Raw genomic sequence first — 24,792 nt, forward strand, 5'->3', positions numbered from 1 at the left:
ACCGTGACCCTGCCCGAGGGCACGGAAATGGTGATGCCCGGCGACAACCTGAAGTTCGAGGTCGAGCTGATCGCCCCGATCGCCATGGAAGACGGCCTGCGCTTTGCCATCCGCGAAGGCGGCCGCACCGTCGGCGCCGGCGTCGTGTCGAAGATCATCGCCTGATCCGTCAGACGGGTTGAAACCGGAAAAGGCCGCTGGCAACAGCGGCCTTTTCTGCGTCTATTGCCCAGCAGTCCATACGTGCCCGTATATGCATGGCATGTGCATGATCCGTGCATGGACTGTGCAGCGCCGTTTCGCGGCCTGCCGGCACCGGTTGTCGCCCGGGACAGATTCCGTATCCTGTCGCACACATCGCCGGGTTTTCCGCCCGCCTCCGACAGGCGCCCGAAATTTGTGCAGCCTCGACAGCCGAAGTCGGAATTTCTGCACCTGCAAAAGGATCGCGATTTTTCGATATGTTTTCAACGCATCCCCCTTGGGTGCAGTCGCAGCATCTGGGTTCGGTATATGATTGTATGCAGCTAACCCATTAAAAAAACTTGATTTTTTCGACCATCCCGCGTTTCTGGACAGCAAGATTACGGGAGGATCGACCATGGACCAGATCAACGCCAAGGCGTGGGAAGGCCGCACGAAGACCGAAACCGGGGGCATCACCCCTCTGATGGCGGCGAAGATTCATGCCACCCTTGGCAGCCCGCGCCACGCCCCACCGGCCACCGGCGATGCATTGCCCCCGCTCTGGCACTGGTGCGCCTTCCCTCCGACCGCGCCCATGGCCGAACTGGGCCGCGACGGCCACCCCGCCACCGGCGGCTTTCTCCCCCGGCTGGGGTTGGACCGGCGCATGTGGGCCGGTGGCAGCCTGACATTCTATGCCCCGTTGCGGGTGGGCGAGGTGCTGGAACAACGCTCGGCGATCCGCTCGGTCGTGGAAAAGGACGGCAAGGCGGGGCGCATGGTTTTCGTGACCGTCGATCACGCGATCTATGGCGAACGCGGGCTGGCGGTCGAAGAGCGGCAGGATATCGTTTATCTCGCAATACCAGAAAGTTACGCGCCGCCCAGAAAGCTGCCGGTGCCGGACAAGCCGGTCCTTCACAGCGTCGCGCCGATGTCGGAAACCCTATTGTTCCGCTATTCCGCGATCACGTTCAACGCGCATCGCATCCACTATGATCTGAGCTATGCCCAGCAGGTCGAGCATTATCCCGGCCTCGTCGTGCACGGGCCGTTGCAGGCCACGCTGTTGATGCAGGCCGCCTGCGATCACATGGGACGCCGTCCGGTGCAGTTCGATTTCCGTGGCGTGCACCCGATGTTTCACGGCGAGGCGCTGGACATCATGGCGACCGAGGATGAGGATGGCAGCCTGACGCTCTGCACCGGCCAGAATGGCCATCAGGGCATGCAGGCCACCGCAATATGGGAGGGCACGGTATGACCCAGCTTCTCAAGGGCATGCGCGTTGTCGAAGGCTCGGCCTTTGTTGCCGTGCCGCTGGCCGGAATGACGTTGGCCCAGATGGGGGCAGAGGTGATCCGCTTTGACCGCATCGGCGGCGGTCTGGATGCCAAGCGCCTGCCGGTTGCGCCAAGCGGGCAAAGCCTGTTCTGGGCGGGGCTGAACAAGGGCAAGAAATCCATTGCCGTCGACATGCAATCCCCCGAAGGGCGCGAACTGGTGACACGGATCATCACCGCGCCGGGTGACGATGCGGGGATGTTCCTGACCAATCTGCGCGTGCGCGGCTGGATGGATTACGAAACCCTGACCAAGTTCCGCGAGGATCTGATCATGGTCACGCTGATGGGCGACCGCCATGGCCGCCCGCAGGTGGATTACACAGTGAACCCCGCCCTTGGCATCCCCGACATCACCGGCCCCGAAGGCCATCCCGATCCTGTCGCCAACGCATTGCCTGCTTGGGATTGCATCGCGGGCAACATGGTGGTGTCGGCGCTGCTGGCGGCCGAACGCCACCGCCTGCGCCACGGCACCGGGCAGGATGTGGATGTCGCGCTGAAGGATGTGGCAGCCGCCATGCTTGGCAACCTGGGCATGATTGGCGACGCGGTGGTGAACACCGCGCAGCGCGGCAAATCGGGCAACGCGCTGTATGGGGCCTACGGGCAGGATTTTGTCTGTGCCGATGGCAAGCGGGTGATGGTGATCGGCCTGACCGCGCGCCAGTGGAAGGGGCTGGTCAGCGCGACCGGCACGACGGATGCGATGGCACGACTGGCCGTGCGCAAGGGCCGCGACCTGATGGACGAAGCCGTGCGCTGGGAATTGCGCCACGAGATCACCGAGATCCTGCGCCCCTTCTTTGCCGCGCGCCGGGTCGAGGAGTTTGCAGACGATTTCAACAAGGCCGGTCTGACCTGGTCACAGTTCCGCAGCGTGAAAGAAGCGGTCGAGGAAGACGCCGACCTGTCCACAGACAACCCGGTTTTCACGATGCTGGATCAGCCGGGCCTGGGCCGGTTCCCGGTGCCTGGCGCTCCCGTGACGTTCTCGGCCGCGCCCCGCACCGCGCCGCAACCCGCCCCCGAATTGGGGGCCCATACCGAAGAAGTGCTGGGCGATGTCGTGGGCCTGCCGGATACCGAGATTGCCCGGTTGTTCGACACGGGTGTGGTGCAAAGTCCGCGATACGCGGCCAAACTTGCGGCAGAGTGATCCGCCCAGCTGCGGATAGTTGAATGGCCAAATCGCCTCTGCTAGCGTTTTCGCAACGAAAACGCGGCAAAACCGCAAGGTGAAAGAGGCAGCAGGACCATGAGCAACCCTTACCAGGATCTGGGGCCAAACGCCTATTGGCGCCCGGCCGTGGCCGAGGCCGGGCCGCATGGCCTGACTGGCCTGTGGTCGCCCAAGTTCCGCATCCGTCCGCGAGACCGGATCGTGACCGCAGGCAGTTGCTTTGCCCAGCATATCGGTCGTGCGCTTAGTGCGCGGGGGTATCAGTGGTACGATGCAGAACCCGCGCCCACTTACCTGACACCCGATGACGCCAATCGGTTCAACTATGGCATCTTCAGCTTTCGCACCGGCAACATCTATACGCCGAAAATGCTGCTGCAATGGCTGCATCTGGCCTTTGACGCGGGCGAGGTGCCCGATGAAATCTGGCAGCAGGAGGGCCGGTTCTACGACCCGCTGCGCCCGGTGATCGAACCCGAAGGTTTCGCCTCGGAAGACGAGCTGCGCGATGCCCGCGAAACCACCCTTGCGGCATTGCGCGCCGCGGTGACCCGGGCGCAGGTGTTCGTGTTCACGCTGGGTCTGACCGAATGCTGGGAAAACCGCGAGACCGGCCTGCAATACGCGATGTGCCCCGGCACGACGGCAGGGGCCACGTTCGACCCGGACCGGCACGAGTTCCGCAACGGCGGGTTTCGGACGCTGTACAAGGAATTGCAGCAGGCGTTGCGCCTGATGCGGGCGAAGAACCCCGACATCAAGGTGCTGCTGACAGTGTCACCCGTGCCCCTGACGGCCACCGCCTCGGGCGAGCATGTGCTGACCGCCACCAGCTATTCCAAATCCGTGCTGCGCGCTGTGGCCGGGCAGATGCAGGCCGAGCTGAAGTTCGTCGATTATTTCCCGTCCTACGAGATCATCACCCATCCGGTGTTCCGGGGGATGTTCTATGGCCCCAACATGCGCAGCGTGGAAAAGACCGGGGTGGACACGGTGATGGGGCATTTCTTTGCCGATCAAGAGCGTGTCTTTGGTTCGGTTGCCCCGAAGAAGCGCAAGAAGATCGTGGCGCATACCCCCGACACCAGCGCCGAGGATGTGAAGTGCGAAGAGGAATTGCTGAGTGCCTTCGCCAGAAAATAGGACGCTGTGCATATTCGGTGACAGCCATCTGGGTAGCGTCAGGCGGGCGCTGGATGCAGGTCTGATTGATCTTGACGGTTTTGATGTCGAGTTCTGGGGCGTCACCGGGCCGCTGTTTCGTACCCAGTTGCACATGCTGGACGGGGTGTTGACCCCCACAGGCCCGGACGCGGCGGCAATGGTCGAGCAGGTCAACGGCAACGGGCGTGCCACCCTGTCGGCGGATGATTTCGACGTGATCTTGTTCTATGCAGCGCGGTTGCGGATCTGGCATTTCCAGTTCGAGTATCTGCACCGTCAGCACAGGGTGGGACAGCGCATCAGCCAGGCCGTGCTGCGTGCCGCCGCCCAAGGGTTTCTGCTGGATCGCCGGATGGCGCGGGCCGCGCGCGAGTTCGGTCGTCAGGGCAAGGCGCAGATCCTGTTTGCGCCCACGCCATACCCCACGCGCGGCATTGGCGACTACTACGCGCACAAACAGCTTTTGGCGCGGTTTCCCGACGCGATCGCCACGACGGAGACGGCGCGCGCCGATATGTGGCAGATCTTCGTCGATGCCTTCGCGCAGGATGGCGTGACCCTGCTGCATCAACCCGGTCACACCGTCGTTGACGGGCTGTTCACCGATACGGCCTATGCCACCGAGGGCGCAGCGGAAAACGTGGATATCTCGCACAAGTCGCCTGAATTCGCGGCGTTGATGTTGCAGGAGTTCATGGCGGCGGTGAAATGACAACCCTGCCCGGCTTTGCCAAAATCGCCCTTGATTTCAGGTGGCCGGCGTCGTATCCGTCACCCCGGCCTTAGGGGTATAGCTCAGCTGGTAGAGCGACGGTCTCCAAAACCGTAGGTCGCGGGTTCGAACCCTGCTGCCCCTGCCAACACTTCCAGACACTAGCGGTTTGCGTTGCGCGCCTTGCAGGCTAGGTTGCGCCGCACAGCAACAGGAGTGTGTCCATGCCCCAGCCTTCTGCCGTGATCGTCGCCCATGGCTTTCCGTCAGATCCCGGCCCGCAAGAGACGGTGATGCAGGCGCTTGCGGCGCGCGTGGGCGACCACTTGCCGGGATGGGTGCTGCGTGGGGCCACGCTGGCCGCGCCCGGCGCGCTGGATGCGGCGCTGGAGGGGCTGGACCAGCCTCTGGTCTATCCTTTCTTCATGGCCGAGGGGTGGTTCACCGGCACCGAACTGCCGCGGCGGCTGGATGGCCGGGGGCGGGCGGTTGCCCCCTTTGGCGTCGAGCCTGATCTGCCCTATCTGTGCGCGCGCATCGTTGCCGACATTCTGGCGCAGCGGGGCTGGCAGGCGGGCGATACCGCGCTGCTGCTGGCGGCCCATGGCAGTCAGCGGTCGCGCACCAGCGCCGACAGCGCCTTTGCCATGGCCCAACAGTTGCGCACGCGCCTGGGCCTGCGGCAGATCACCTGCGGCTTTGTCGAGGAAGCCCCGTATCTGGCCGATGCCGCCAAGGGGTTGGGGCAGGCGATCTGCCTGCCGTTCTTTGCCCTGCGCGCGGGCCACGTGATCGAGGATATCCCGCAGGCGCTGCAAGAGGCGCAGTTCGCCGGCGCGCTGCTGCCGCCCCTGGGCGAGGATGCAGGCGTGCCCGAGTTGATCGCCCGGAGCCTGCAAAAGGCGGCCCGCCCATGAAAAAGGCCCGCCGGACGGGCGGGCCTTTGACAGGTTTCCGGTGCATCGCTTACTGCGGAATGTCGCCCGAGATGCCTTCGACATAGAAGTTCATGCCCAGCAGGGTGCCGTCATCGGCAGTTTCGCCTTCGGCCAGCCAGACCGAGCCGTCCTGCTTGTTGATCGGGCCGGTAAAGGGGTGGTATTCGCCGTTTGCAATCGCTTCTTTCAGCGCCAGCGCCTCGGCCTTCACGTCTTCGGGAACGGCGTCGGTGATCTCGCCGATGCCGACCATGCCCGGACCGATGCCGTCCCAAGTGTCGGTCGATTCCCATGTGCCGTCCATCACCGCCTGAACGCGATCGATGTAATAGGGCGCCCAATCGTCGATGATCGAGGACACGCGCGGAAAGGGCGCATACTCGATCATGTCGGATGCCTGACCAAAGGTCACGACGTTGCCCGCGGACTGTGCCGCCGCCTGCGGGGCGGTGGAATCGGTGTGTTGCAGGATCACGTCAGCGCCCTGCTCGATCAGCACCTTGGCCGCATCCGCCTCTTTCGCGGGGTCGAACCAGGTGTAGGCCCAGATGATCTTGAACTCGACCTCCGGGTTGACCTTGCGTGCGTGGATGAAGGCCGAGTTGATGCCGCGGATCACTTCGGGGATGGGGTATGACCCGATGTAGCCGACGATGTTCGACTCGGTCATGTTGCCCGCGATATGGCCCTGAATGGCACGGCCTTCGTAGAAACGCGCGCTGTAGGTCGACACGTTGTCGGCGCGCTTGTAGCCGGTGGCGTGTTCGAACTTCACGTCCGGAAACTTGGCCGCCACGTTGATCGTCGGATCCATGAAGCCGAACGAGGTGGTAAAGATCAGGTCTGCGCCGTCCAGCGCCATCTGGGTCATCACGCGCTCGGCGTCCGGGCCTTCGGGCACGGACTCGACGAAAACGGTCTCGACCTTGTCGCCGAAATGCTCTTCGACGGCCAGACGGCCCTTGTCGTGCTCATAGGTCCAGCCGCCATCGCCGACCGGGCCAACATAGACAAAGCCGACCTTGGTGACATCCTGCGCCATGGCCGTCGTGGCCAGGCCCAGTGCCATTGCGGCAGTGGCCAGAAGCTTGGTGAATTTCATTTGGGATCCCCCTGTTGTTGCGAAAGTGTCCTCATTGCGAGGCGTGGAAAGACCGGCCAAGCGATGCTGGTGCCTTGCTCTTGTCGGCCGACATGATCACAAGCACGAGGATCGTGATCAGATAGGGTGACATTGCCAAGTATTCGACCGGAATGGCAACACCGGCCGCTTGCATATTAAGCTGCAACACCGAGATGCCGCCGAAAAGATAGGCACCCAGCACCATGCGCCAGGGCTTCCAACTGGCAAACACCACCAGCGCCAGGGCGATCCAGCCGATCCCGGCGGTCATGCCCTCGGTCCATTGGGGCACGCGGATCAGGCTGATATACGCCCCGCCCAGCCCCGCGCAGGCCCCGCCGAACAGGATGGCCAGAATCCGGATGCGCACCACCTTGTATCCCAGCGCATGGGCCGCGTGATGGTTTTCGCCCACGGCCCGCAGGATCAGGCCGGCGCGGCTGTATTTCAGCATCCACCAGACCAGAGCGGTCAGGAAAAGGCCCAGGTAGACCACGATGTCCTGCCGGAACAGGATCGGCCCCAGCACCGGAATATCCGACAGCAGCGGAATATGCGTTTTCGGAAAGGGCGGCGGCTTGATCCCCTGATACCCCTGGCCCAGCAGCGCCGACAGCCCCAAGCCGAACAGCGTCAGCGACAGCCCCGAGGCGACCTGATTGGCCAGCGCCACCTGCGTCAGCAGGGCAAACAGCAACGACAGCACCGCGCCCCCAAGGGCCGCAGCCCCCAGCCCGACGATGGGCGAGCCGGTGTTGACCGCGATGGCAAAGCCGCAGATCGCGCCGGTGATCATCATCCCCTCGACCCCGAGGTTCAGGACGCCGGCCCGTTCCACCACCAACTCGCCAAGCGCGGCCAGCAGCAGCGGCGTGGCCGCCACCATCAGCGAGGCCAGCAACAGGATTGGGTTGATCGATCCAAGGTCCATCCTAGGCCACCTCTCGTTTCGTCCAGCGGATGCGGTAATTCGTGGTCACATCCACGGCCAGCAGGAAAAACAGCAGCATCCCCTGAAACACCTGAATCGCGGCGGCGGGCAGGCCCATGCGCGATTGCGCGATCTCGCCGCCGATATAGGTCAGCGCCATCAGCCCGCCCGCCAGCAGGATGCCGACGGGGTGCAACCGGCCCAGAAAGGCCACGATGATCGCGGTAAACCCGTAGCCCACGTTGAAATCGATGCTGACCCGACCGGACGGACCCGAGACTTCGAACATGCCCGCCAGTCCGGCCAGCGCGCCTGCCGTGCCCAGACAGAACAGGATCAGCCGCGCGGGCACCACGCCCGCGAACCGCGCGGCACGCGGGGCCTCGCCGGTCAGGCGGATGTGAAATCCAAGGATATGCCGGTTCAGCAGCACATAGGCCAGGATCACCGCGATGAAGGCCGCCACCACGCCCCAGTGCATGCCTGATCCGGTGATCAGCTCGGCGTTATGTGCGCTGGGGTACTGTTGCAGATTGCGGCTGCCCGGAAAGCCAAAGCCTTCGGGGTTTTTAAGCACCCCCAGCGCCATCGAGGCCAGCAACTGTTCCGCCACGTAGACCAGCATCAGCGATACAAGGATCTCGTTCGTGCCAAAGCGGACCTTCAGCAATGCCGGGATCATCGCCCAGGCCCAGCCGCCCAAGGCCCCCGCCATCACCATCAGCGGAAAGATGAACCACCCTTCGGCCGGGTAGAACGCCAACCCCACGGCGGCACCGCATAGCGCGCCGATGATGTACTGCCCCTCGGCCCCGATGTTCCAGATCCCCGCCCGGAACCCCAGCGACAGGCCGATGGCGATCAGCACCAGCGGTGCGCCCTTGATCAGAAGTTGCGGGCGGTAATAGAACGCGAAATCCGAAAACAGCGGGTCCCAGAATATGGTGCGGATCGCCACCAGCGGATCCTTGCCCAGAAAGGCAAACAGCACCGCCCCGGCCAGCATCGTCAGCACCACCGCCACCAGTGGCGTCAGATAGGTCCACAGGCGCGAGGGCTGCGGGCGGCGTTCCAGCTTTAGCATGTGCGCGCCCTTTTGTCCAAAAACGGGCGGGTGCGTGCGTCACACATGGGCCACCTCCATGTCATGTGCGCCGCCCATCATCAGGCCGATCTGCTCGACGCTCAGACCCTGCGCCGGGCGGATATCGCTCAGCCGTCCCTCGTTCAGCGCGCCGAACCGGTCCGAGATTTCCATCAACTCGTCCAGATCCTGGCTGATCACCAGAACGGCGGTGCCTCCTGCGGCCAGGTCCAGCAGCGCCTGCCGGATCGCGGCGGCGGCGGCGGCATCCACACCCCATGTGGGCTGGTTGACCACCAGAACCTCTGGGCGCTGCATCACCTCGCGCCCGATCACGAATTTCTGCAGATTGCCGCCCGACAGCGCCCGCGCTGCAGTGCCGGGCCCCGGGGTGCGCACGTCGAACCGCGCGATGATGCTTTCGGCAAAGCTCCGCGCCTTGCCCCATTTCAGAAAGCCGTTCACCACCAGCCCCTCGCGCGCGGCGGCGGTCAGGGCGGCGTTTTCCGTCAGGCTCATGTCGGGGGCGGCGGCGTGGCCCAGACGTTCCTCGGGCGCGCTCAGCAGGCCCAGCCGCCGCCGCGCGGTGGGGCCAAGCCGGCCCACCGGCTGCCCCTTGAACCGGATCGCCTCTGCATCGCTGCGCAATTCGCCCGACAGCGCCCCCAGCAGTTCGTCCTGCCCGTTGCCCGCCACACCCCCGATGCCCAGGATCTCGCCCGCCCGCAGGCTCAGGTTCAGGTCTTTCAGCGACGTGCCGAATGCCGAAGGGCTTTTGAGCGACAGGCCCGATATCTCCAGCGCCACGTCGCCCAAGGCGCGGCCCGCGCTTTCGGGTGCCTGAAACGCGCTGCCCACCATCATCTCGGCCATTTCGCGCGCGGTGGTCTGGCTGGGCACGCAGGTGCCCACGTTGCGCCCCAGCCGCAGGATCGTGGCCGCATCGCAGAGCGCGCGGATTTCCTCCAGCTTGTGGCTGATATACAGGATCGCGACGCCTTCGCCAGTCAGCTTGCGCAGGGTCTTGAACAGGATCTCCACCTCCTGCGGGGTCAGCACGCTGGTGGGCTCGTCCATGATCAACAGGCGCGGGTCCTGCAAGAGGCAGCGGATGATCTCGACCCGCTGCCGCTCGCCCGCCGAAAGGTCGCCGACGATGCGGTAGGGGTCGATGGGCAGGCCATAGGTTTCCGAGACATCGCGGATGCGCGCGGCCAGGTCGCGCATCGGTGGTGGGGTTTCCATGCCCAACGCGACGTTTTCGGCCACGTTCAGCGCGTCGAACAGCGAAAAATGCTGAAACACCATCGCGACACCCGCTGCGCGGGCGGCGCGTGGCTCGGCCGGGCTATAGGGCGCGCCGCGCAGGGTCATGGTGCCGCTGTCGGGCTTGACCAGCCCGTAGATCATCTTGACCAGCGTGGATTTGCCCGCGCCGTTCTCGCCCAGCAGGGCGTGCACCTCGCCCTCGCGGATGGTGAAGGATACGTCGTCATTGGCCACGACGCCGGGATAGGCCTTGGTCAGCCCTTCGATTGTCAGCAGTGGTTCCGTCACCCCGTGGCCCTTTCCCCCTCGCGATCTTGTCGCCGCGATACCTCAACTAGCCTTGCTGCCACGCCGATGGCAATGGCTTGCGGATGCTTGCCAAGGGCCGGATCGCCGATCGGGCAGGCAATGCGCGCGATTTGGGCAGGGCCGTGGCCCATCGCCGCCAGTCTTTTGCGAAAGCGCGCCCATTTGGTGGCCGACCCGATTACGCCTGCGCTGTCAAAGCCCCGCCGCAGCGCCGCATCGCACAGGGCCAGGTCCAGTGCGTGGGAATAGGTCAGGATCAGATGATGGGCATGCGGCGGCGCATGGGCCATCATCCGCACCGGTTCGGCCACTGGAACAGCCTGCACGCCATCGGGCACCATGTCCGGAAACCGCGCGGCATCTGTGTCGATCCAGGTTATCTCGATCTCGGGCAGGGGGGCCAGAACGCCCACGATCGCCCGCCCCACATGCCCCGCACCCCAGATCCAGACCGGCAGGTCGGGCTGCAAGACCGGCTCGATCATCCAGCCGTCCAGCAGTTGCGCCCGTGGCCGTGCGCCGCGCGACCGCGCATGCTCCAGCACCCGCCGCACCGAAAGCGGCATTTCGCGCGCCCCGCCTGCGGGCCGCAGGACAACCCCGTCCTTCATCTTGCCCGGTAAACTCTCGGGGGGGGCGGCATCGCCGCGGGGGGCAGACAGCCCCCCTTCCCAGCATGCCAACAGCGCGGCGTCGATGATTTCGCACAGCAGTACCACCGACCCGCCGCAACACTGCCCAAGGTCTGGCCCCAGCGCATGGCGGCGCAGCCAGCCCACGCCGCTGGTCAGCGCAGCGCGCGCAGCCCTGGCCGCCTCGAACTCCAGCGCGCCGCCGCCGATCGTGCCCGACTGGCCCTCTGGCCAGACCAGCATCGCCGCGCCCACCTCACGCGGGGACGACCCGGCCACATCGGCGATCACCACGCGGGCGATGGTGCCATGGGCGGCCACGGCGGCCCGCAGGGCAACCAGATCAAGGCTCATCGCGCACCCGTGCGATGGCCGCCAGCACCCGTTCGGGCGTGGCGGGGGCATCCAGCGCGGGGTATCCCGGCCCGCAGGCCGCGACCGCGTCCGACAGTGCCATCAGCGTGGATATGCCCAGCATCAGGGGCGGCTCACCCACTGCCTTCGAGCGATAGATGGTTGCCGCCGGGTTGGGCTGATCCCACAGATCGACATTGAACACCGGCGGCGTGTCGCTGGTGGCCGGGATCTTGTAGGTCGAGGGCGCGTGGGTGCGCAGCCGCCCGGCATCGTCCCAGACCAGTTCCTCCATCGTCAGCCAGCCCGTGCCCTGCACATAGCCGCCCTCGATCTGGCCGATGTCGATGGCAGGGTTCAGGCTGGCCCCCGCATCATGCAGGATATCGACCCGCAGGATACGGTTTTCTCCGGTCAGCGTGTCCACCGCCACCTCGGTGATGGCGGCGCCTTGGGCGAAATAGAAGAACGGCCGCCCCTGACCGCGCGCACGATCCCAGGTGATGTCGGGCGTCTTGTAGAACCCGGTGGCCGACAGGCTGATACGGGCAGAATAGGCGCTTTGCACGGCGTCGGCAAAACCCATGACATGGTCGCCGACATGCACCTGACCATCCGAAAAGCGCACGGCGCCCGGCGTGGTCTGATGGGTTTCGGCCAGATGTCCGGCGATGCGCGCCTTGATCTTTTCGCAGGCGTCCTGCACCGCCATCCCGTTCAGGTCCGATCCGCTGGAGGCCGCGGTGGCCGAGGTGTTGGGCACCTTGCCGGTGTCGGTGGCGGTGATGCGCACATCCTGCAGCCCCACGCCAAAGGCGCTGGCGGCCACCTGCGCAACCTTCTGGTTCAGACCCTGACCCATTTCGGTGCCGCCGTGGTTCAGGTGGATCGAGCCGTCCTGATACACATGCACCAGCGCGCCGGCCTGATTGAGATGGGTCAGCGTAAAGGAAATCCCGAACTTCACAGGCGTCAGCGCCAGCCCGCGTTTCAGGATCGGGTTGGCGGCGTTCCAGTCGCGCACTGCCAGTCGCCGGGCAGCGTAATCTGAGCGCTCGGCCAGCGCTTCGGTCATTTCATGCAGCAGGAAATCGGTGACCTCCATGCCATAGGGTGTGGTGGTGCGGGCCTGCGCCACGGCGGGCGAATGTGGCCCGCCATAGCGCTGCCCGGTTCCCGCACCTTTTGACTGCGCCGCGTCATAGTAATTGGCCTGCCGCACCTGCAACGGATCACGCCCCAGCACATGGGCGATGTGGTCCATCACCCGCTCGATCCCCACCATGCCCTGTGGCCCGCCGAACCCGCGAAACGCCGTGGCGCTTTGGGTGTTGGTGCGCAAACGATGGCTTTCGATCCGGGCGGCGGGCAGAAAATAGGCGTTGTCCGAGTGGAGCATCGCGCGATCCGCCACCGGCAGGGTCAGATCCTGCGCCCAGCCCGCGCGGGTGAAATGCTGGAACGCAACCCCCGTCAGCCGCCCCTGATCGTTGAACCCCGCGCGATAGTCGATGCGGAACTCATGCCGCTTGCCGGTGATCACCATGTCATCATCGCGATCATAGCGCATCTTGCAGGCCCGGCCGGTTGCGCGCGCCGCCACGGCGCAGGCCACGGCCAGCGCGTTGCCCTGGCTTTCCTTGCCGCCGAACCCGCCGCCCATGCGCCGCGTCTCCACCCGCACCATATGCATCGGCACGCCCAGGGCATCCGCCACCTTGTGCTGGATCTCGGTCGGGTGCTGGGTCGAGCTGTGCACCACCATGTCGCCATCCTCGCCCGGCAGGGCCAGCGCGGCCTGACCTTCGAGGTAGAAATGCTCCTGCCCGCCGATCTCGATCCGGCCTTCGATGGTGCGGGGCGCGCTGGCCAGCGCGGCCTCCACATCGCCGCGCGCCCATGTGACAGGACCGTCTTCGAAGTGGCTGTCGGCCTCCAACGCGGCCTCGATGGTCAGAACCGGCGTCTCCTCGGCATAGTCGATCCGTCCCAGCCGCGCGGCGCGACGGGCATGCAGATGGCTGTCTGCGACCACCAGAAACACCGGCTGCCCGACGTAATGCACCGTCCCATCCGACAACAGCGGCTCGTCATGGACCGAGGGCGAGACATCATTGGCAAAGGGCAGGTCATCGGCGGTCAGCACCGCCACCACGCCGGGGGCCGCGCGCACCGCCGACAGGTCCATCGCGGTGATCCGCCCGCGCGCCACGGTGGACAGGCCAAAGCACAGATGCAGCGTGCCTGCAGGCACGGGGATGTCATCGACATAGCGCGCCTGACCCGTCACATGCAGCGGGGCAGAATCGTGCGGAAGGGGTTTGCCGACGCTCATGCCTGCACCTCGCGCAGATCGGTGTATGTGCCGGTCAGCTCGTGAAAATACCTCTCCAGCAGGTTTTGCGCGACCGTCAGCCGATAGTTGGCACTGGCGCGCATGTCCGACAGGGGGGTGAAATCCCGTGCGATGGCCGCTTGTGCCGTGCGGACCGTGTCCAGCGACCACGACTGGCCGATCAGTGCAGTTTCCGCTTGGTCCGCGCGTTTCGGGATACCCGCCATGCCGCCAAAGGCGATGCGCGCGTCGGTGACGATGCCGTCGGTGACGGTGATGTTGAACGCGCCCAGCAGGGCCGAGATATCCTGATCGAACCGCTTGCTGATCTTGTAGCAGCGGAAATCCGGCGCGCTGGCGGGCAGGGTGACGGCTTCGACGAACTCGCCCGCTGCGCGATCCTGCTTGCCATAGTCGATGAAGAAGTCCTGCAACGCAATCTCTCGCCGGGTGTCGCCGTGGCGCAGGTACAGCCGCGCGCCAAGGGCGATCAGCGCGGGCGGGTTGTCGCCAATGGGCGAGCCGTTGGCGATATTGCCGCCGATCGTGGCGGCGGCGCGCACCTGCGCCGAGCCATAGCGCCGGATCATCGCGGCATAGGACGGGTGGTGGGTTTCCATCAGCGTCAGCACCCGATCCATCGTGACGCCCGCACCGATGCGGAGCGTGTCCGGGCCTGCATCTAAGGTTTGCAGATCGGCGCAGCGGTTCAGAAAGATCACCTTGTCCAGGGCGCGCATCTGTTTCGTCACCCAAAGCCCAACATCGGTGGCCCCGGCAATCAGCGTGGCATCGGGATGGGCGGCACAGAGCCGCGCCAGATCATCGGTGGTTTCGGGGCGCAAGCCGCGCTGGGGGGCTGTCTGCCCCCCGTCCCCTGCGGGGACTCCCCCCGAGGATATTTGTCGAGAGAGGAAGTCAGGGTCGTCGTGCAGATGCGCGGGAACGGGGGCCGGTTGCGCAGCGCGGGCAGCGCGCAGGATGGGCGCGTAGCCGGTGCAGCGGCACAGGTTGCCGGCAAGGGCGGTTTCCGGGTCGGTGTCACCGTTCAGGTGGCTGACCGCCATCGAGGCGATGAAGCCCGGCGTGCAGAAGCCGCATTGGCTGCCGTGGTGGGCGACCATCTCGGCCTGCACCGGGTGCAGTTGGCCATCGGGCGCGCTGATGCCCTCGACGGTGCGCAGGGCGCGGCCATGCAGTTGCGGCAGAAACAGGATGCAGGCGTTCAGAGCCCGCGCGCCATGGGCATCGGTGACCATGACGGTGCAGGCCCCGCAATCGCCCTCGTTGCAGCCTTCCTTGGTGGCGGTCAGGCCGCGGGTTTCGCGCAGCCAGTCGAGCGCGGTCATCAACGGGTCGATGTCGCGCAACTCCACTCTCTCTCCGTTCAGAAGAAAGGTGATACTCATGGGATGGTCCTGCCGCCTTACCGGGGTGCCCCGTGGATCCGGGGTGCGCGCACTCGATGCGGCGTAGAAAGCGCGCCTGTTCCTGTCAGTTTTACCAAGGCTAGGCAAGGCATGCCGTGCTTGGCAAGCGAAAAGGCGCGGAGGTTGGGACAGGGCGCAGGCATCTGGTGTTTTTCCGGGCTTTTCGCGGGCGCGTGCCCCACATACTGTGGCAAGCATGATCCAGGCCCCCCGATTCATCCATCTGCGCGTGCACACCGAATATTCCCTGCTGGAAGGGGCGGTGCGGCTGAAAAAGCTGCCCGGCCTGTGCGAGGACATGGGCATGCCCGCGGTCGCCGTGACCGACACCAATTCGATGTTCTGCGCGCTTGAGTTTTCAGTGACGGCCAGCGGCGCGGGCATCCAGCCCATCATCGGCTGTCAGGTGGATGTCGGATACGATCCGGCGCAGCCCGGCCAGCGGCCCAAGCCCCCGGCGGGCGTGGTGTTGCTGGCGCAGAACGAGGCCGGGTATGAAAACCTGATGCGCCTGTCCAGTTGCCTGTATCTGGGCAAGGGTGGCGAGGATCCGCAGGTGACGCCCGAGCAGCTGGCGGAATTCTCGGACGGGCTGATCTGTCTGTCGGGCGGACCGAATGGGCCGGTGGGGCGGCTGCTGCGCGAGGGCGCGCGCGACCGGGCCGAAGCGCTGATGCAGCGGCTCGCGGGGATCTATCCCGACCGGCTGTATGTCGAATTGCAGCGCCATCCGGGCGACGGTGGCCTGCCGCAGCCCGAGCGTCAGACCGAGCAGGGCTTTGTCGAGATGGCCTATGCGATGGGCCTGCCGCTGGTGGCCACCAACGATGTGTATTTCCCCAAAAGCGACATGTACGAGGCGCATGATGCGCTGATCTGCATCGCCGACGGTTCCTATGTCGATCAGTCCGAGCCACGCCGCCGCCTGACGCCGCAGCATTACTTCAAATCGCAGCAGGAGATGATCACCCTGTTCGCCGATCTGCCCGAAGCGGTGGACAACACGGTCGAGATCGCCCGCCGCTGCGCCTATCAGGCCAAGCGGCGCGATCCGATCCTGCCGAAGTTTGCCGATGACGAGGTGCAGGAACTGCGCCGTCAGGCCAAGGCGGGGCTGGAGGACAGGCTGAAGGTCATCCCCCATGCCGCGCCGGTGGAAGAGTATGAAAAGCGGCTGGAATTCGAGCTGGGCATCATCGAGGGCATGGGATTTCCCGGTTACTTCCTGATCGTGGCCGATTTCATCAAATGGGCCAAGGATCACGATATTCCGGTGGGGCCGGGGCGCGGCTCGGGGGCGGGCAGCCTTGTGGCCTATGCGCTGACGATCACCGATCTGGACCCGCTGCGGTATTCCCTTCTTTTCGAGCGGTTTTTGAACCCCGAGCGGGTGTCGATGCCCGACTTCGATATCGACTTTTGCATGGACCGCCGCGAAGAGGTGATCCGCTATGTGCAGGACCGATATGGCCGCGACAAGGTGGGGCAGATCATCACCTTTGGTGCACTGCTGTCCAAGGCGGCGGTGCGCGACATCGGGCGGGTGTTGCAGATGCCCTATGGGCAGGTGGATCGGCTGTCGAAACTGATCCCGGTCGAGGGGGTCAAGCCGGTGTCCATCGCCGAGGCGCTGAAGCAGGAAGAACGCCTGCGCACCGAGGCGCGCAACGAAGAGGTGGTCGACCGGCTGCTGAATTACGGCATGCAGGTCGAGGGGCTGTTGCGCAACGCATCGACCCATGCGGCGGGCGTTGTGATCGGGGACCGGCCGCTGGACCGGCTGGTGCCGCTGTATCAGGATCCGCGATCGGACATGCCCGCGACCCAGTTCAACATGAAATGGGTGGAGCAGGCCGGTCTGGTCAAGTTCGACTTTCTGGGCCTCAAAACCCTGACCGTGGTGCAGAATGCCGTTGACCTGATCAAGAAGGGCGGGCGGCATCTGCATATCGCCCCCGACGGGACCGAGCTTTATCAACCGCCGCCGGGCGGGGTGGATGACATCGGTGCGATCCCGCTGGATGACGAGGCGACCTATAAACTGTATGCCAGCGCCAAGACCGTTGCCGTTTTCCAGGTGGAATCCAGCGGCATGATGGACGCGCTGCGGCGCATGAAGCCCACCTGCATCGAGGACATCGTGGCGTTGGTCGCCCTTTATCGTCCCGGCCCGATGGAGAACATCCCGACCTATTGCGAGGTCAAGAACGGGCTGAAGGAACGCGCCTCGATCCACCCGCTGATCGACCATATCCTTGAAGAAACCCAAGGAATCATCGTCTATCAGGAACAGGTGATGCAGATCGCGCAGGAAATGGCGGGATACAGCCTTGGCGGGGCCGACCTGCTGCGCCGCGCCATGGGCAAGAAGATCGCCGAGGAGATGGCCAAGGAACGTCCCAAGTTCGAAAAAGGGGCTATGGAAAACGGGGTGGACAAGAAAAAGGCCAGCGAGGTGTTCGACCTGCTGGAAAAGTTCGCCAACTACGGTTTCAACAAATCCCACGCGGCGGCCTATGCCGTGGTCAGCTATCAGACCGCGTGGCTCAAGGCCAATCACCCGGTCGAGTTCATGGCCGGGGTGATGAATTGCGATATCCACCTGACCGACAAGCTGGCGATCTATGCCGAAGAGGTCCGGCGCGGGCTTGAGATCGGGATCGTGCCGCCATGCGTGAACCGCAGTCTTGAGACTTTCGACGTTCAGGACGGGCGGCTGGTCTATGCGCTGGGCGCGCTGAAAAACGTGGGGCTTGAGGCGATGCGCCTGATCACCGGGGCGCGCGGCGACAAGCCCTTTGCCACGCTGTATGATTTCGCGCGTCGCGCCGATCTGAAACGCATCGGCAAGCGCCCGCTGGAAATGCTGGCGCGCTCGGGGGCGTTCGACCAGCTGGATGGCAACCGTCGGCGGGTCTTTGACGGTCTTGATGCGCTGGTGAATTACTCGGCCGCGATCCACGAGCAGAAGAACTCCAGCCAGGTGTCGCTGTTCGGCGAGGCGGGTGATGACCTGCCCGAACCGCGCCTGTCGCCGGTGGAGGACTGGCTGCCGGTTGATCGTCTGGCCGAGGAGCACAAGGCCATCGGGTTCTACCTTTCCGGTCACCCGCTGGACGACTACCTGCCCGCGCTGAAGCGCAAGAAGATCATGACAATCGAGGCCCTGCGCGAAAAGGCCGAGGCCGATGGCGCGGCGATCGGCAAGGTGGGGGTGCTGGTCTCGGGCTTGCAGGAGCGCAAGTCGGGCCGGGGCACGCGGTTCTTCCGCATGAACATCAGCGATCCGACCGGGCAGGTCGCGGGCATGGTGATGTTCTGCGATGACTTCGAGGCGACGCGCAAGGTGTTCGAAACCACCGATCACGTGGTCATGACGCTTGAGGCGCGGTTCAACGAAGGGCAGTTCGATCCGATGGGCCGCTCGGTCGCGCCGATGGACGGGGTTGTGGCCGATGCAGGTTCGCCCGGGTTGCGCATCTTTGTCGATGATCCCGGCGCGATTGCGCAGGTCGATACCATCCTGGCCGGAGCGGCGGACACCCTGCGCGGGGTCGGGCGCGGGCCGATCCATTTCTGTCTGATCGGGCCGGACCTGCCCGGCGAGGTCGAGATCGACACCGGTGCCGAATACCCGGTGAACCCGCAGATCAAGGGCGCGATCCGCTCGCTGTCGGGTGTGCTGGAGGTGATCGAGGTCTGACTCTCCCGGCGGGGGTTTGCCGGTGTGCCGCCCGACGCTGGACGGATGCGGGGCATCCGGGCTATCACCCTGAGCATCATTGGGGAGTGAGACAATCGTGAGACATGCCTTAGCCTGTCTGGTCATGGCCGGATTTCTGGCCGGTTGCGCCGATCCGATGGCGGACGTGACCCGCCTGTCGGATGTGGACCTGGCCGAACAGGCCCGGACCGCCGAAGTCGCCGAGCCCGCGTCCGAGGCCGACCAGGAGGCTCGGGGTGGCCTGTTTGCCCGGTTGTTCAACCCCAAGACCACCGCACCGGATGCACCGGCTGAGGACGCGGCTGCCGAAGAGCAGACCGGAACAGGCGGCCCCGCTCCGGAGACCGCCGAGACAACCTCAGCCGAACCGCGGCGGGGTCTGTTTGGCTTGCTCAGGCGCAATGACAGCAGAAACACTCAGGCACAGGTTGCCTCGGTCGATCCCGACGCGGGGACGCAGGCGCGGTTGGGGTCGGTCAATCGCCGCAGCGCCATCGATCCCGACGCGCCCGATGCGCGGCTTGTCGCCCCCGGCACCGTGCTGCCCTATGGCGAGGTGGCGCGGGTCTGTGACATCCCGAAACGCGACATGGGAACCGAAGTCGCCAGCTATCCCGAGCGCCGCCCGCAATACCGCGTCTATGACAGCGCGCCCGGTTCCACCGCCCCGCGCGGCTTTTACGTCACCGGCTTTCCCGATGACTGCGCACGGCAGTTCACTGCCGCCATGGCGATGTTCGCCAGCCCGGGCATGCACGAGCAGCTGCGCTATGGTGCCCCGGCCGAGTCTCTGCCTTACAGCGACACCGATCAGGCCTATGAGACGATCAAACGCCGGGTCTGCGGCGTGGGCCGCAACACGCCCTGCGGCAACCGGATGGGACAGTTGGAGCGTGATACCGCCTTCGTCACCGTCTACGAACGGTTTGGCAGCAATGCCCGCTGGGCCACGATCCTGCTGCACGACGGACAGGTGGTGGCGCGCGATACCAAATCGGGTGGCTGACCGCGGTCAGTAGTGCGGCGGGCGCTCGTCGCCCAGAACCACGCCGCCGGTATTGTCGGCCTCGCGCGTGGCTTCGCGCTGCATCAGCATGGCCACGCGGCGCGTCAGGCGGTCGATCTCGGTCGCCTGAGCGGCCACCACGTCGGACAGATCGTCGACCGTGCGGATCAGATGGGCCAGCTTTTCTTCCAGATGTTCCATTGTGGATTCCCTTGGCTGCACGGGTGGGGTCGATACCATGGCGCGCAGGCCGTGGGAATGGCAGAGTGCGGGGCATCAGGGAGGACAGCATGACAATACGGACAGAACGGCAGGACAGGGTCTTGGTGGTCACCATCGACCGGCCCGCGCAGCGCAACGCGGTGGACCCGGCAACGGCGCAGGCGCTGTATGATGCGTTTCTGGCGTTCGAAGTGGATGACGGGCTGGATGTTGCCGTGCTGACCGGCGCGGGGAATACGTTCTGCGCGGGGTTTGATCTGAAGGCCGCAGCGGGCGGGCAGGCGGATGCATGGCTGCGAACGGTCGATATCCCCGAGGATTGGACAGATCCGGTGGCACAGCCCCTGCCGGGGCCGATGGGGCCGTCGCGGCTGATGCTGTCAAAGCCGGTGATCGCCGCGATCGAAGGGCACGCGGTGGCTGGCGGGATGGAGCTGGCGGCGTGGTGCGACATGCGCGTGGCATCGGGCAGCGCGGTGTTCGGCGTGTTCTGCCGCCGCTGGGGCGTGCCGCTGATCGACGGCGGCACGCTGCGCCTGCCACGGATCGTGGGGCAGGGCAGGGCGAATGACCTGATCCTGACAGGCCGGCCTGTGGGCGCCACCGAGGCGCAGGCGATGGGGCTGGCCGATCGCGTCTGCGCCCCGGGCGATGCGTTGGACGACGCGCTGGCGCTGGCGCACAGCCTGACGCGGTTTCCCCAGGGCTGCGTGCGGGCCGATCACCTGTCGGCGCGTATTCCGGCGGCCGATCTGGCCGCGGGCCTGCGCCGCGAATGGCGCTCGGCCCGGATGTTTCAGGCCGAAGGCGTGGCCGGGGCCGCGCGGTTTTCGGCCGGGGCGGGACGGTCCGGGCGGTTCGACGCGGTTTAGGGCGAGATGTGCCCTACCGCAGACCGGGGGATCGCTTGCCCTTTCAGGGGGCGTGGGGTAGATGCGGCGCGAGTTTGTGGCGCAAGGACCCGACCCATGGCCAAGCAGAAAAAAGCCCCCCGCCCCAAGGCCGAAACGCCCAAGGGCTTCCGCGACTATTTCGGGCACGAGGTGACGATGCGCGCCGAGATGCTGCGCAAGATCGCCGGGGTCTATCATCGCTATGGCTTTGACGCGCTGGAAAGCAGCGCGGTCGAGACGGTCGAGGCTCTGGGCAAATTCCTGCCCGACGTGGACCGCCCCAACGAGGGCGTCTTTGCCTGGCAGGAGGACGAGGGCGACTGGCTGGCGCTGCGCTATGACCTGACCGCGCCCTTGGCCCGCGTCTATGCCCAGCACCGCAACGACCTGCCCACGCCCTATCGCCGCTATGCGATGGGGCCGGTCTGGCGCAACGAAAAGCCGGGGCCGGGGCGGTTTCGGCAGTTCTATCAATGCGATGCCGACACGGTGGGCAGCGGATCGGTCGCGGCGGATGCCGAGATCTGCGCGATGCTGGCCGACACGCTGGAAGAGGTGGGGATCGCGCGCGGGGATTACCTGATCCGGGTGAACAATCGCAAGGTTCTGAATGGGATAATTGAAAGTGTTGCGGAGGGACAAAAACGTGACGCTTTTCCAGATGGGGTGTCGCCGCAAGGATCGGGCGCGTTTGATGAGTTGAAAGCACGTTTGATTGCGAGCACCGACGCTGTAATGAGAACGCTCGACAAATTCGAAAAAGTCGGGGAAGCGGGTATCATTGAGTTGCTAGGGGGTGGGCGAAAAGATGCCTCTGGTGCTTTTATTCCTGGATTGGGGCTTCCTCACTACGTTGTTCACGGCTTTCTAGCATTCCTGCACGCTAAAGCGGAAACGAATGAAGCTACTTTGTCTCGACTCCGTGAAGTAGTTGAATATTCAAATGAGGGTCTGGAAGGCGTCGACGAACTGGCCGAGATAGCCGATCTCCTTGCTGCCCAAGGCTACGGCCCCGACCGCATCGTCATCGACCCTTCCGTCGTGCGCGGGCTTGGCTATTACACCGGCCCGGTGTTCGAGGCCGAGCTGACCTTTGACATCCTCGACGACAAGGGCCGCAAGCGGCAGTTCGGCTCGGTCGCCGGGGGTGGGCGCTATGACGATCTGGTGAAACGCTTCACCGGGCAGGCCGTGCCCGCCACCGGCGTCAGCATCGGCGTCGATCGCCTGCTGGCCGCCCTGCGCGAAAAGGGCCGGATTGACGCGCGCGAGGTCGGCCCCGTGGTGGTCACCGTGATGGACCGCGAACGGATGGCCGAGTATCAGGCGATGGTGGCCGAGCTTCGTCAGGCCGGAATCCGGGCCGAGGTCTATCTGGGCAACCCCAAGCAATTCGGCAATCAGCTCAAATACGCCGACAAGCGCCAGTCACCCATCGCGGTGATCGAGGGCGGCGACGAAAAGGCGCGGGGCGTCATCCAGATCAAGGACCTGATACTGGGGTCGCAGATCGCCGAGACCGCCACCCACGAGGAATGGAAGGACCGCCCCAGCCAGTTCGAGGTGCCGCGCGACCAGATGCTTGCCAAGGTGCGCGAGATCCTGGACATGCACGGGCTATGACCCCGCTGGCATCCGAAATCCGCGAGGCTGCGCGCCTGCGTGACATGTTCACCGCTGTCGGGGCGGTTCAGGTGGAATGCGGCATCCTGCAACCGGCCGACACGCTGCTGGATCTTTACGGCGAGGATATTCGCGGGCGGGCCTATGTCACCTCCGACGCGCTGCGCGGCGAGCAGATGCTGCGCCCTGATTTCACCGTGCCGGTGGTGCAGATGCACATGGCCCACGGGGCCGAGCCCGCGCGCTATACCTATGCCGGGCCGGTGTTCCGGCGGCAGGAGGATGACGCCACACGCGCCAGCGAATACTGCCAGGTCGGGTACGAGGTGTTCGACGGCACCAATCTGGCCGCCGCCGATGCCGAAGTGTTTGCCCTGATCTCCGACGCCCTTGGTGCGGCGCCGTTGCGGGCGGCGACTGGCGATATCGGAATCCTGATGGCGGCGGTGCGCGCGCTCAGCACGACCGGGGCACGCAAGGCGGCCTTGATGCGCCATATCTGGCGTCCCCGGCGGTTCCGGGCGCTGATCGACCGTTTCGCAGGCCGGGTGCCGGTGCCACCCACGCGTGCGGCGCTGCTGGCTGCCGCCGATCCCCTTGCAGGCTGCGCGCCGATGATCGGGCTGCGCAGTCGCCGCGAGATCGCGGCGCGCATAACCGCGCTGCATGACGACGCGGCCGCCCCGCCGATCCCCACGCTTGAGGTCGCGCTGATCGACGCCATTCTGGCCGTGCGCGAAACGCTGCCCTATGCGCTGGAGCGGTTGCGCGACATCGCCGTGGACATGCCCGCCATCGCTCCGGCGGTCGAGCAACTGGCCGCAAGGATGGCGGCGTTGCAGGCGCGTGGCGTCGATGTCGAGCGGCTGGATTTCGAAGCCAGCTATGGCCGCACCACGATGGAATATTACGACGGGTTCGTGTTCGGGTTCTATGCCGAGGCGCGGCCCGACCTGCCACCCGTTGCCACCGGCGGGCGGTATGACGCGCTGACCCGTGTGCTGGGGCAGGGCCGGGCTATCCCGGCGGTGGGGGGCGTGATCCGCCCCGAACTGCTGCTGACGGTGGAGGGCCGGGAATGAGCATCAAGCTGGGCGTGCCGTCCAAGGGGCGGCTGATGGAAAAGACCTTTGACTGGTTCGGCGCGCATGGCATCGGGCTGAGCCGCACAGGGTCCGAGCGCGAATATGCCGGGCAGGTCGATGGCATCGACGGCGTCGAACTGGTGCTGCTGTCGGCGGGGGAAATCCCGCGCGAACTGGCGGCCGGGCGTCTGCATCTGGGCGTGACCGGCACCGATCTGGTGCGCGAAAAGCTGGGTGGTTGGGAGCAGAAGGTCGAGGAACTGGCCGAACTGGGCTTTGGCCATGCGGATCTGGTGATCGCGGTGCCTGCGGCCTGGGTCGATGTGGACGGGCTGGACGATCTGGATTCTGTCGCGTCGGCGTTCCGTGCCCAGCATGGATTCCGGCTGCGGATCGCCACCAAGTATCACCGGCTGGTGCGCGACTTCCTGCGCGATCAGGGCGTGGCCGATTACCAGCTGGTCGACAGCCAGGGCGCGACCGAGGGCACTGTAAAGTTTGAAACGGCTGAAGCCGTGGCCGATATCACCTCGACCGGTGATACGCTGCGGGCCAATCACCTGAAGGTTCTGTCGGACGGGATGGTGCTGCAAAGCCAGGCGACGCTTTTCCGGTCGCGCGTGGCCGATGTCAGCGATCAGGACCGCGCTGTCATGCACGCTCTCGTGGCACAACTGGCACTGGACTGAGGTCTGGGGTGGGCAATCATGCCCACCCCTGTGTTGTCGAGCAATCAGAAGCGGAACGTGCCGCGCAGTTGCACTGTTGTCGCGTCGACGTCGATGCCCGAGTTGTTGAAATCGTCGAACTGGTGGTGCAGCACTTCACCGCCAACGGCGAACTGCTGGGTCAGCATGTGCTCGTAGCCCAGACCGACGAAGTACCCGGTTTCGCTGCCCAGGTTGTCGGTGCTTGCACGTGCAACACCGGTCGTCGCATAGGCCAGACCGTTACCGATCTTGTAACCGGCGCGGGCCTTCAGGCGGGCAACGTTTTCCAGAGTGGTGGCACCGCCAACGTCGATGTCGGCGAAGTCGGCGTCGAGACCGACACCCAGCACGTAGTTGCCATAGTCGTGGTCATAACCGGCGACCAGACCGCCGATCACGCCGTCACCGTTCAGGCCGCCCGTGGCATCAACGTCGCCATAGCCCAACTGGCCACCCAGGGGAATCGCTTTTGGGCCGATCGGTGTGTTTGAGCGCGCTTGCGTCTGAGCCTGAGTTGGATTCTGTAATGTTGGGTG

Annotated in this window: 21 protein-coding genes and 1 tRNA gene; 13 read left to right on the forward strand and 9 right to left on the reverse strand. The window is 65.3% G+C overall.

Annotated features, from left to right (window positions below; all coding sequences use genetic code 11):
- From ACFTOW_RS15520 to ACFTOW_RS15550, 7 genes are all read left to right on the forward strand, one after another.
- Window positions 1-165: EF-Tu C-terminal domain-related protein (locus ACFTOW_RS15520; RefSeq protein WP_465261611.1), on the forward strand; the 165-nt coding region annotated here is incomplete at its 5' end.
- A gap of 436 nt (window positions 166-601) precedes the next feature.
- Window positions 602-1,450 (forward strand): HTD2 family dehydratase, encoded by an 849-nt coding sequence (locus ACFTOW_RS15525; protein WP_379917319.1) that lies wholly within the window; start codon window positions 602-604, stop codon window positions 1,448-1,450.
- The gene (locus tag ACFTOW_RS15530; RefSeq protein WP_379917321.1) at window positions 1,447-2,688 is read left to right on the forward strand and encodes a CoA transferase; all 1,242 of its coding nucleotides are present in this window, start codon (window positions 1,447-1,449) and stop codon (window positions 2,686-2,688) included. Before ACFTOW_RS15525 ends, ACFTOW_RS15530 begins: the two co-directional genes overlap by 4 nt.
- 99 nt (window positions 2,689-2,787) lie before the next feature.
- Window positions 2,788-3,855, forward strand: a complete 1,068-nt coding sequence (locus tag ACFTOW_RS15535; protein ID WP_379917323.1) for a GSCFA domain-containing protein — start codon at window positions 2,788-2,790, stop codon at window positions 3,853-3,855.
- Entirely contained in the window at window positions 3,836-4,588 is a 753-nt protein-coding gene (locus ACFTOW_RS15540; RefSeq protein WP_379917325.1) for an SGNH hydrolase domain-containing protein, read from the forward strand. Before ACFTOW_RS15535 ends, ACFTOW_RS15540 begins: the two co-directional genes overlap by 20 nt.
- Before the next feature lie 72 nt (window positions 4,589-4,660).
- Window positions 4,661-4,736, forward strand: a tRNA-Trp gene (locus tag ACFTOW_RS15545).
- Between the two features lie 76 nt (window positions 4,737-4,812).
- Window positions 4,813-5,505 (forward strand): sirohydrochlorin chelatase, encoded by a 693-nt coding sequence (locus tag ACFTOW_RS15550; RefSeq protein WP_379917327.1) that lies wholly within the window; start codon window positions 4,813-4,815, stop codon window positions 5,503-5,505.
- Window positions 5,506-5,554: 49 nt separating this feature from the next.
- On the opposite strand, the gene ACFTOW_RS15555 is transcribed toward ACFTOW_RS15550, so the two are convergent.
- The 7 genes from ACFTOW_RS15555 to xdhA are packed head-to-tail and all read right to left on the reverse strand — an operon-like array spanning window position 5,555 to window position 14,972.
- Window positions 5,555-6,628, reverse strand: a complete 1,074-nt coding sequence (locus ACFTOW_RS15555) for a BMP family ABC transporter substrate-binding protein (protein ID WP_379917329.1) — start codon at window positions 6,626-6,628, stop codon at window positions 5,555-5,557.
- A gap of 31 nt (window positions 6,629-6,659) precedes the next feature.
- Entirely contained in the window at window positions 6,660-7,580 is a 921-nt protein-coding gene (locus ACFTOW_RS15560) for an ABC transporter permease (RefSeq protein ID WP_379917331.1), read from the reverse strand.
- A gap of 1 nt (window position 7,581) precedes the next feature.
- Window positions 7,582-8,664, reverse strand: a complete 1,083-nt coding sequence (locus ACFTOW_RS15565) for an ABC transporter permease (RefSeq protein WP_379917333.1) — start codon at window positions 8,662-8,664, stop codon at window positions 7,582-7,584.
- 39 nt (window positions 8,665-8,703) lie between these two features.
- On the reverse strand, window positions 8,704-10,221 hold the full coding sequence (locus ACFTOW_RS15570) for an ABC transporter ATP-binding protein (RefSeq protein ID WP_379917335.1): 1,518 nt from the start codon (window positions 10,219-10,221) through the stop codon (window positions 8,704-8,706).
- Window positions 10,218-11,228 (reverse strand): xanthine dehydrogenase accessory protein XdhC, encoded by a 1,011-nt coding sequence (gene xdhC, locus ACFTOW_RS15575; protein ID WP_379917337.1) that lies wholly within the window; start codon window positions 11,226-11,228, stop codon window positions 10,218-10,220. The genes ACFTOW_RS15570 and xdhC overlap by 4 nt, the downstream gene beginning before the upstream one ends.
- On the reverse strand, window positions 11,218-13,563 hold the full coding sequence (gene xdhB, locus ACFTOW_RS15580) for a xanthine dehydrogenase molybdopterin binding subunit (RefSeq protein WP_379917339.1): 2,346 nt from the start codon (window positions 13,561-13,563) through the stop codon (window positions 11,218-11,220). Before xdhB ends, xdhC begins: the two co-directional genes overlap by 11 nt.
- Window positions 13,560-14,972 carry a xanthine dehydrogenase small subunit gene (gene xdhA / locus ACFTOW_RS15585; protein WP_379917341.1) on the reverse strand — a complete coding sequence of 471 codons (1,413 nt, stop codon included), beginning with the start codon at window positions 14,970-14,972 and terminating at the stop codon, window positions 13,560-13,562. Before xdhA ends, xdhB begins: the two co-directional genes overlap by 4 nt.
- Before the next feature lie 217 nt (window positions 14,973-15,189).
- Between xdhA and dnaE the strand changes: the two genes are divergently transcribed.
- Both dnaE and ACFTOW_RS15595 read left to right on the forward strand, forming a co-directional pair.
- Complete coding sequence (dnaE, locus tag ACFTOW_RS15590) at window positions 15,190-18,696, forward strand: DNA polymerase III subunit alpha (RefSeq protein ID WP_379917343.1); 3,507 nt, start codon at window positions 15,190-15,192, stop codon at window positions 18,694-18,696.
- A 124-nt stretch (window positions 18,697-18,820) separates the two neighbouring features.
- Window positions 18,821-19,723: a hypothetical protein gene (locus ACFTOW_RS15595; RefSeq protein WP_379917345.1), complete on the forward strand. Its 903-nt coding sequence runs from the start codon at window positions 18,821-18,823 to the stop codon at window positions 19,721-19,723.
- Window positions 19,724-19,729: 6 nt separating this feature from the next.
- Here ACFTOW_RS15595 and ACFTOW_RS15600 read toward each other — a convergent pair whose 3' ends face one another.
- Window positions 19,730-19,924 carry a SlyX family protein gene (locus tag ACFTOW_RS15600; RefSeq protein WP_379917347.1) on the reverse strand — a complete coding sequence of 65 codons (195 nt, stop codon included), beginning with the start codon at window positions 19,922-19,924 and terminating at the stop codon, window positions 19,730-19,732.
- 89 nt (window positions 19,925-20,013) lie between these two features.
- Between ACFTOW_RS15600 and ACFTOW_RS15605 the strand changes: the two genes are divergently transcribed.
- From ACFTOW_RS15605 to hisG, 4 genes are all read left to right on the forward strand, one after another.
- Window positions 20,014-20,817 (forward strand): crotonase/enoyl-CoA hydratase family protein, encoded by an 804-nt coding sequence (locus ACFTOW_RS15605; protein WP_379917349.1) that lies wholly within the window; start codon window positions 20,014-20,016, stop codon window positions 20,815-20,817.
- Window positions 20,818-20,913: 96 nt separating this feature from the next.
- Complete coding sequence (gene hisS / locus ACFTOW_RS15610) at window positions 20,914-22,461, forward strand: histidine--tRNA ligase (RefSeq protein ID WP_379917351.1); 1,548 nt, start codon at window positions 20,914-20,916, stop codon at window positions 22,459-22,461.
- Window positions 22,458-23,543 (forward strand): ATP phosphoribosyltransferase regulatory subunit, encoded by a 1,086-nt coding sequence (locus ACFTOW_RS15615; protein ID WP_379917353.1) that lies wholly within the window; start codon window positions 22,458-22,460, stop codon window positions 23,541-23,543. Before hisS ends, ACFTOW_RS15615 begins: the two co-directional genes overlap by 4 nt.
- Entirely contained in the window at window positions 23,540-24,235 is a 696-nt protein-coding gene (gene hisG / locus ACFTOW_RS15620; protein WP_379917355.1) for an ATP phosphoribosyltransferase, read from the forward strand. Before ACFTOW_RS15615 ends, hisG begins: the two co-directional genes overlap by 4 nt.
- 44 nt (window positions 24,236-24,279) lie before the next feature.
- Here hisG and ACFTOW_RS15625 read toward each other — a convergent pair.
- A partial coding sequence (locus tag ACFTOW_RS15625; protein ID WP_379917357.1) for an outer membrane protein occupies window positions 24,280-24,792 on the reverse strand: 513 nt, incomplete at its 5' end.

Origin of the sequence: Lacimonas salitolerans (assembly GCF_042677865.1) — a bacterium.
GTDB lineage: Bacteria > Pseudomonadota > Alphaproteobacteria > Rhodobacterales > Rhodobacteraceae > Lutimaribacter > Lutimaribacter salitolerans.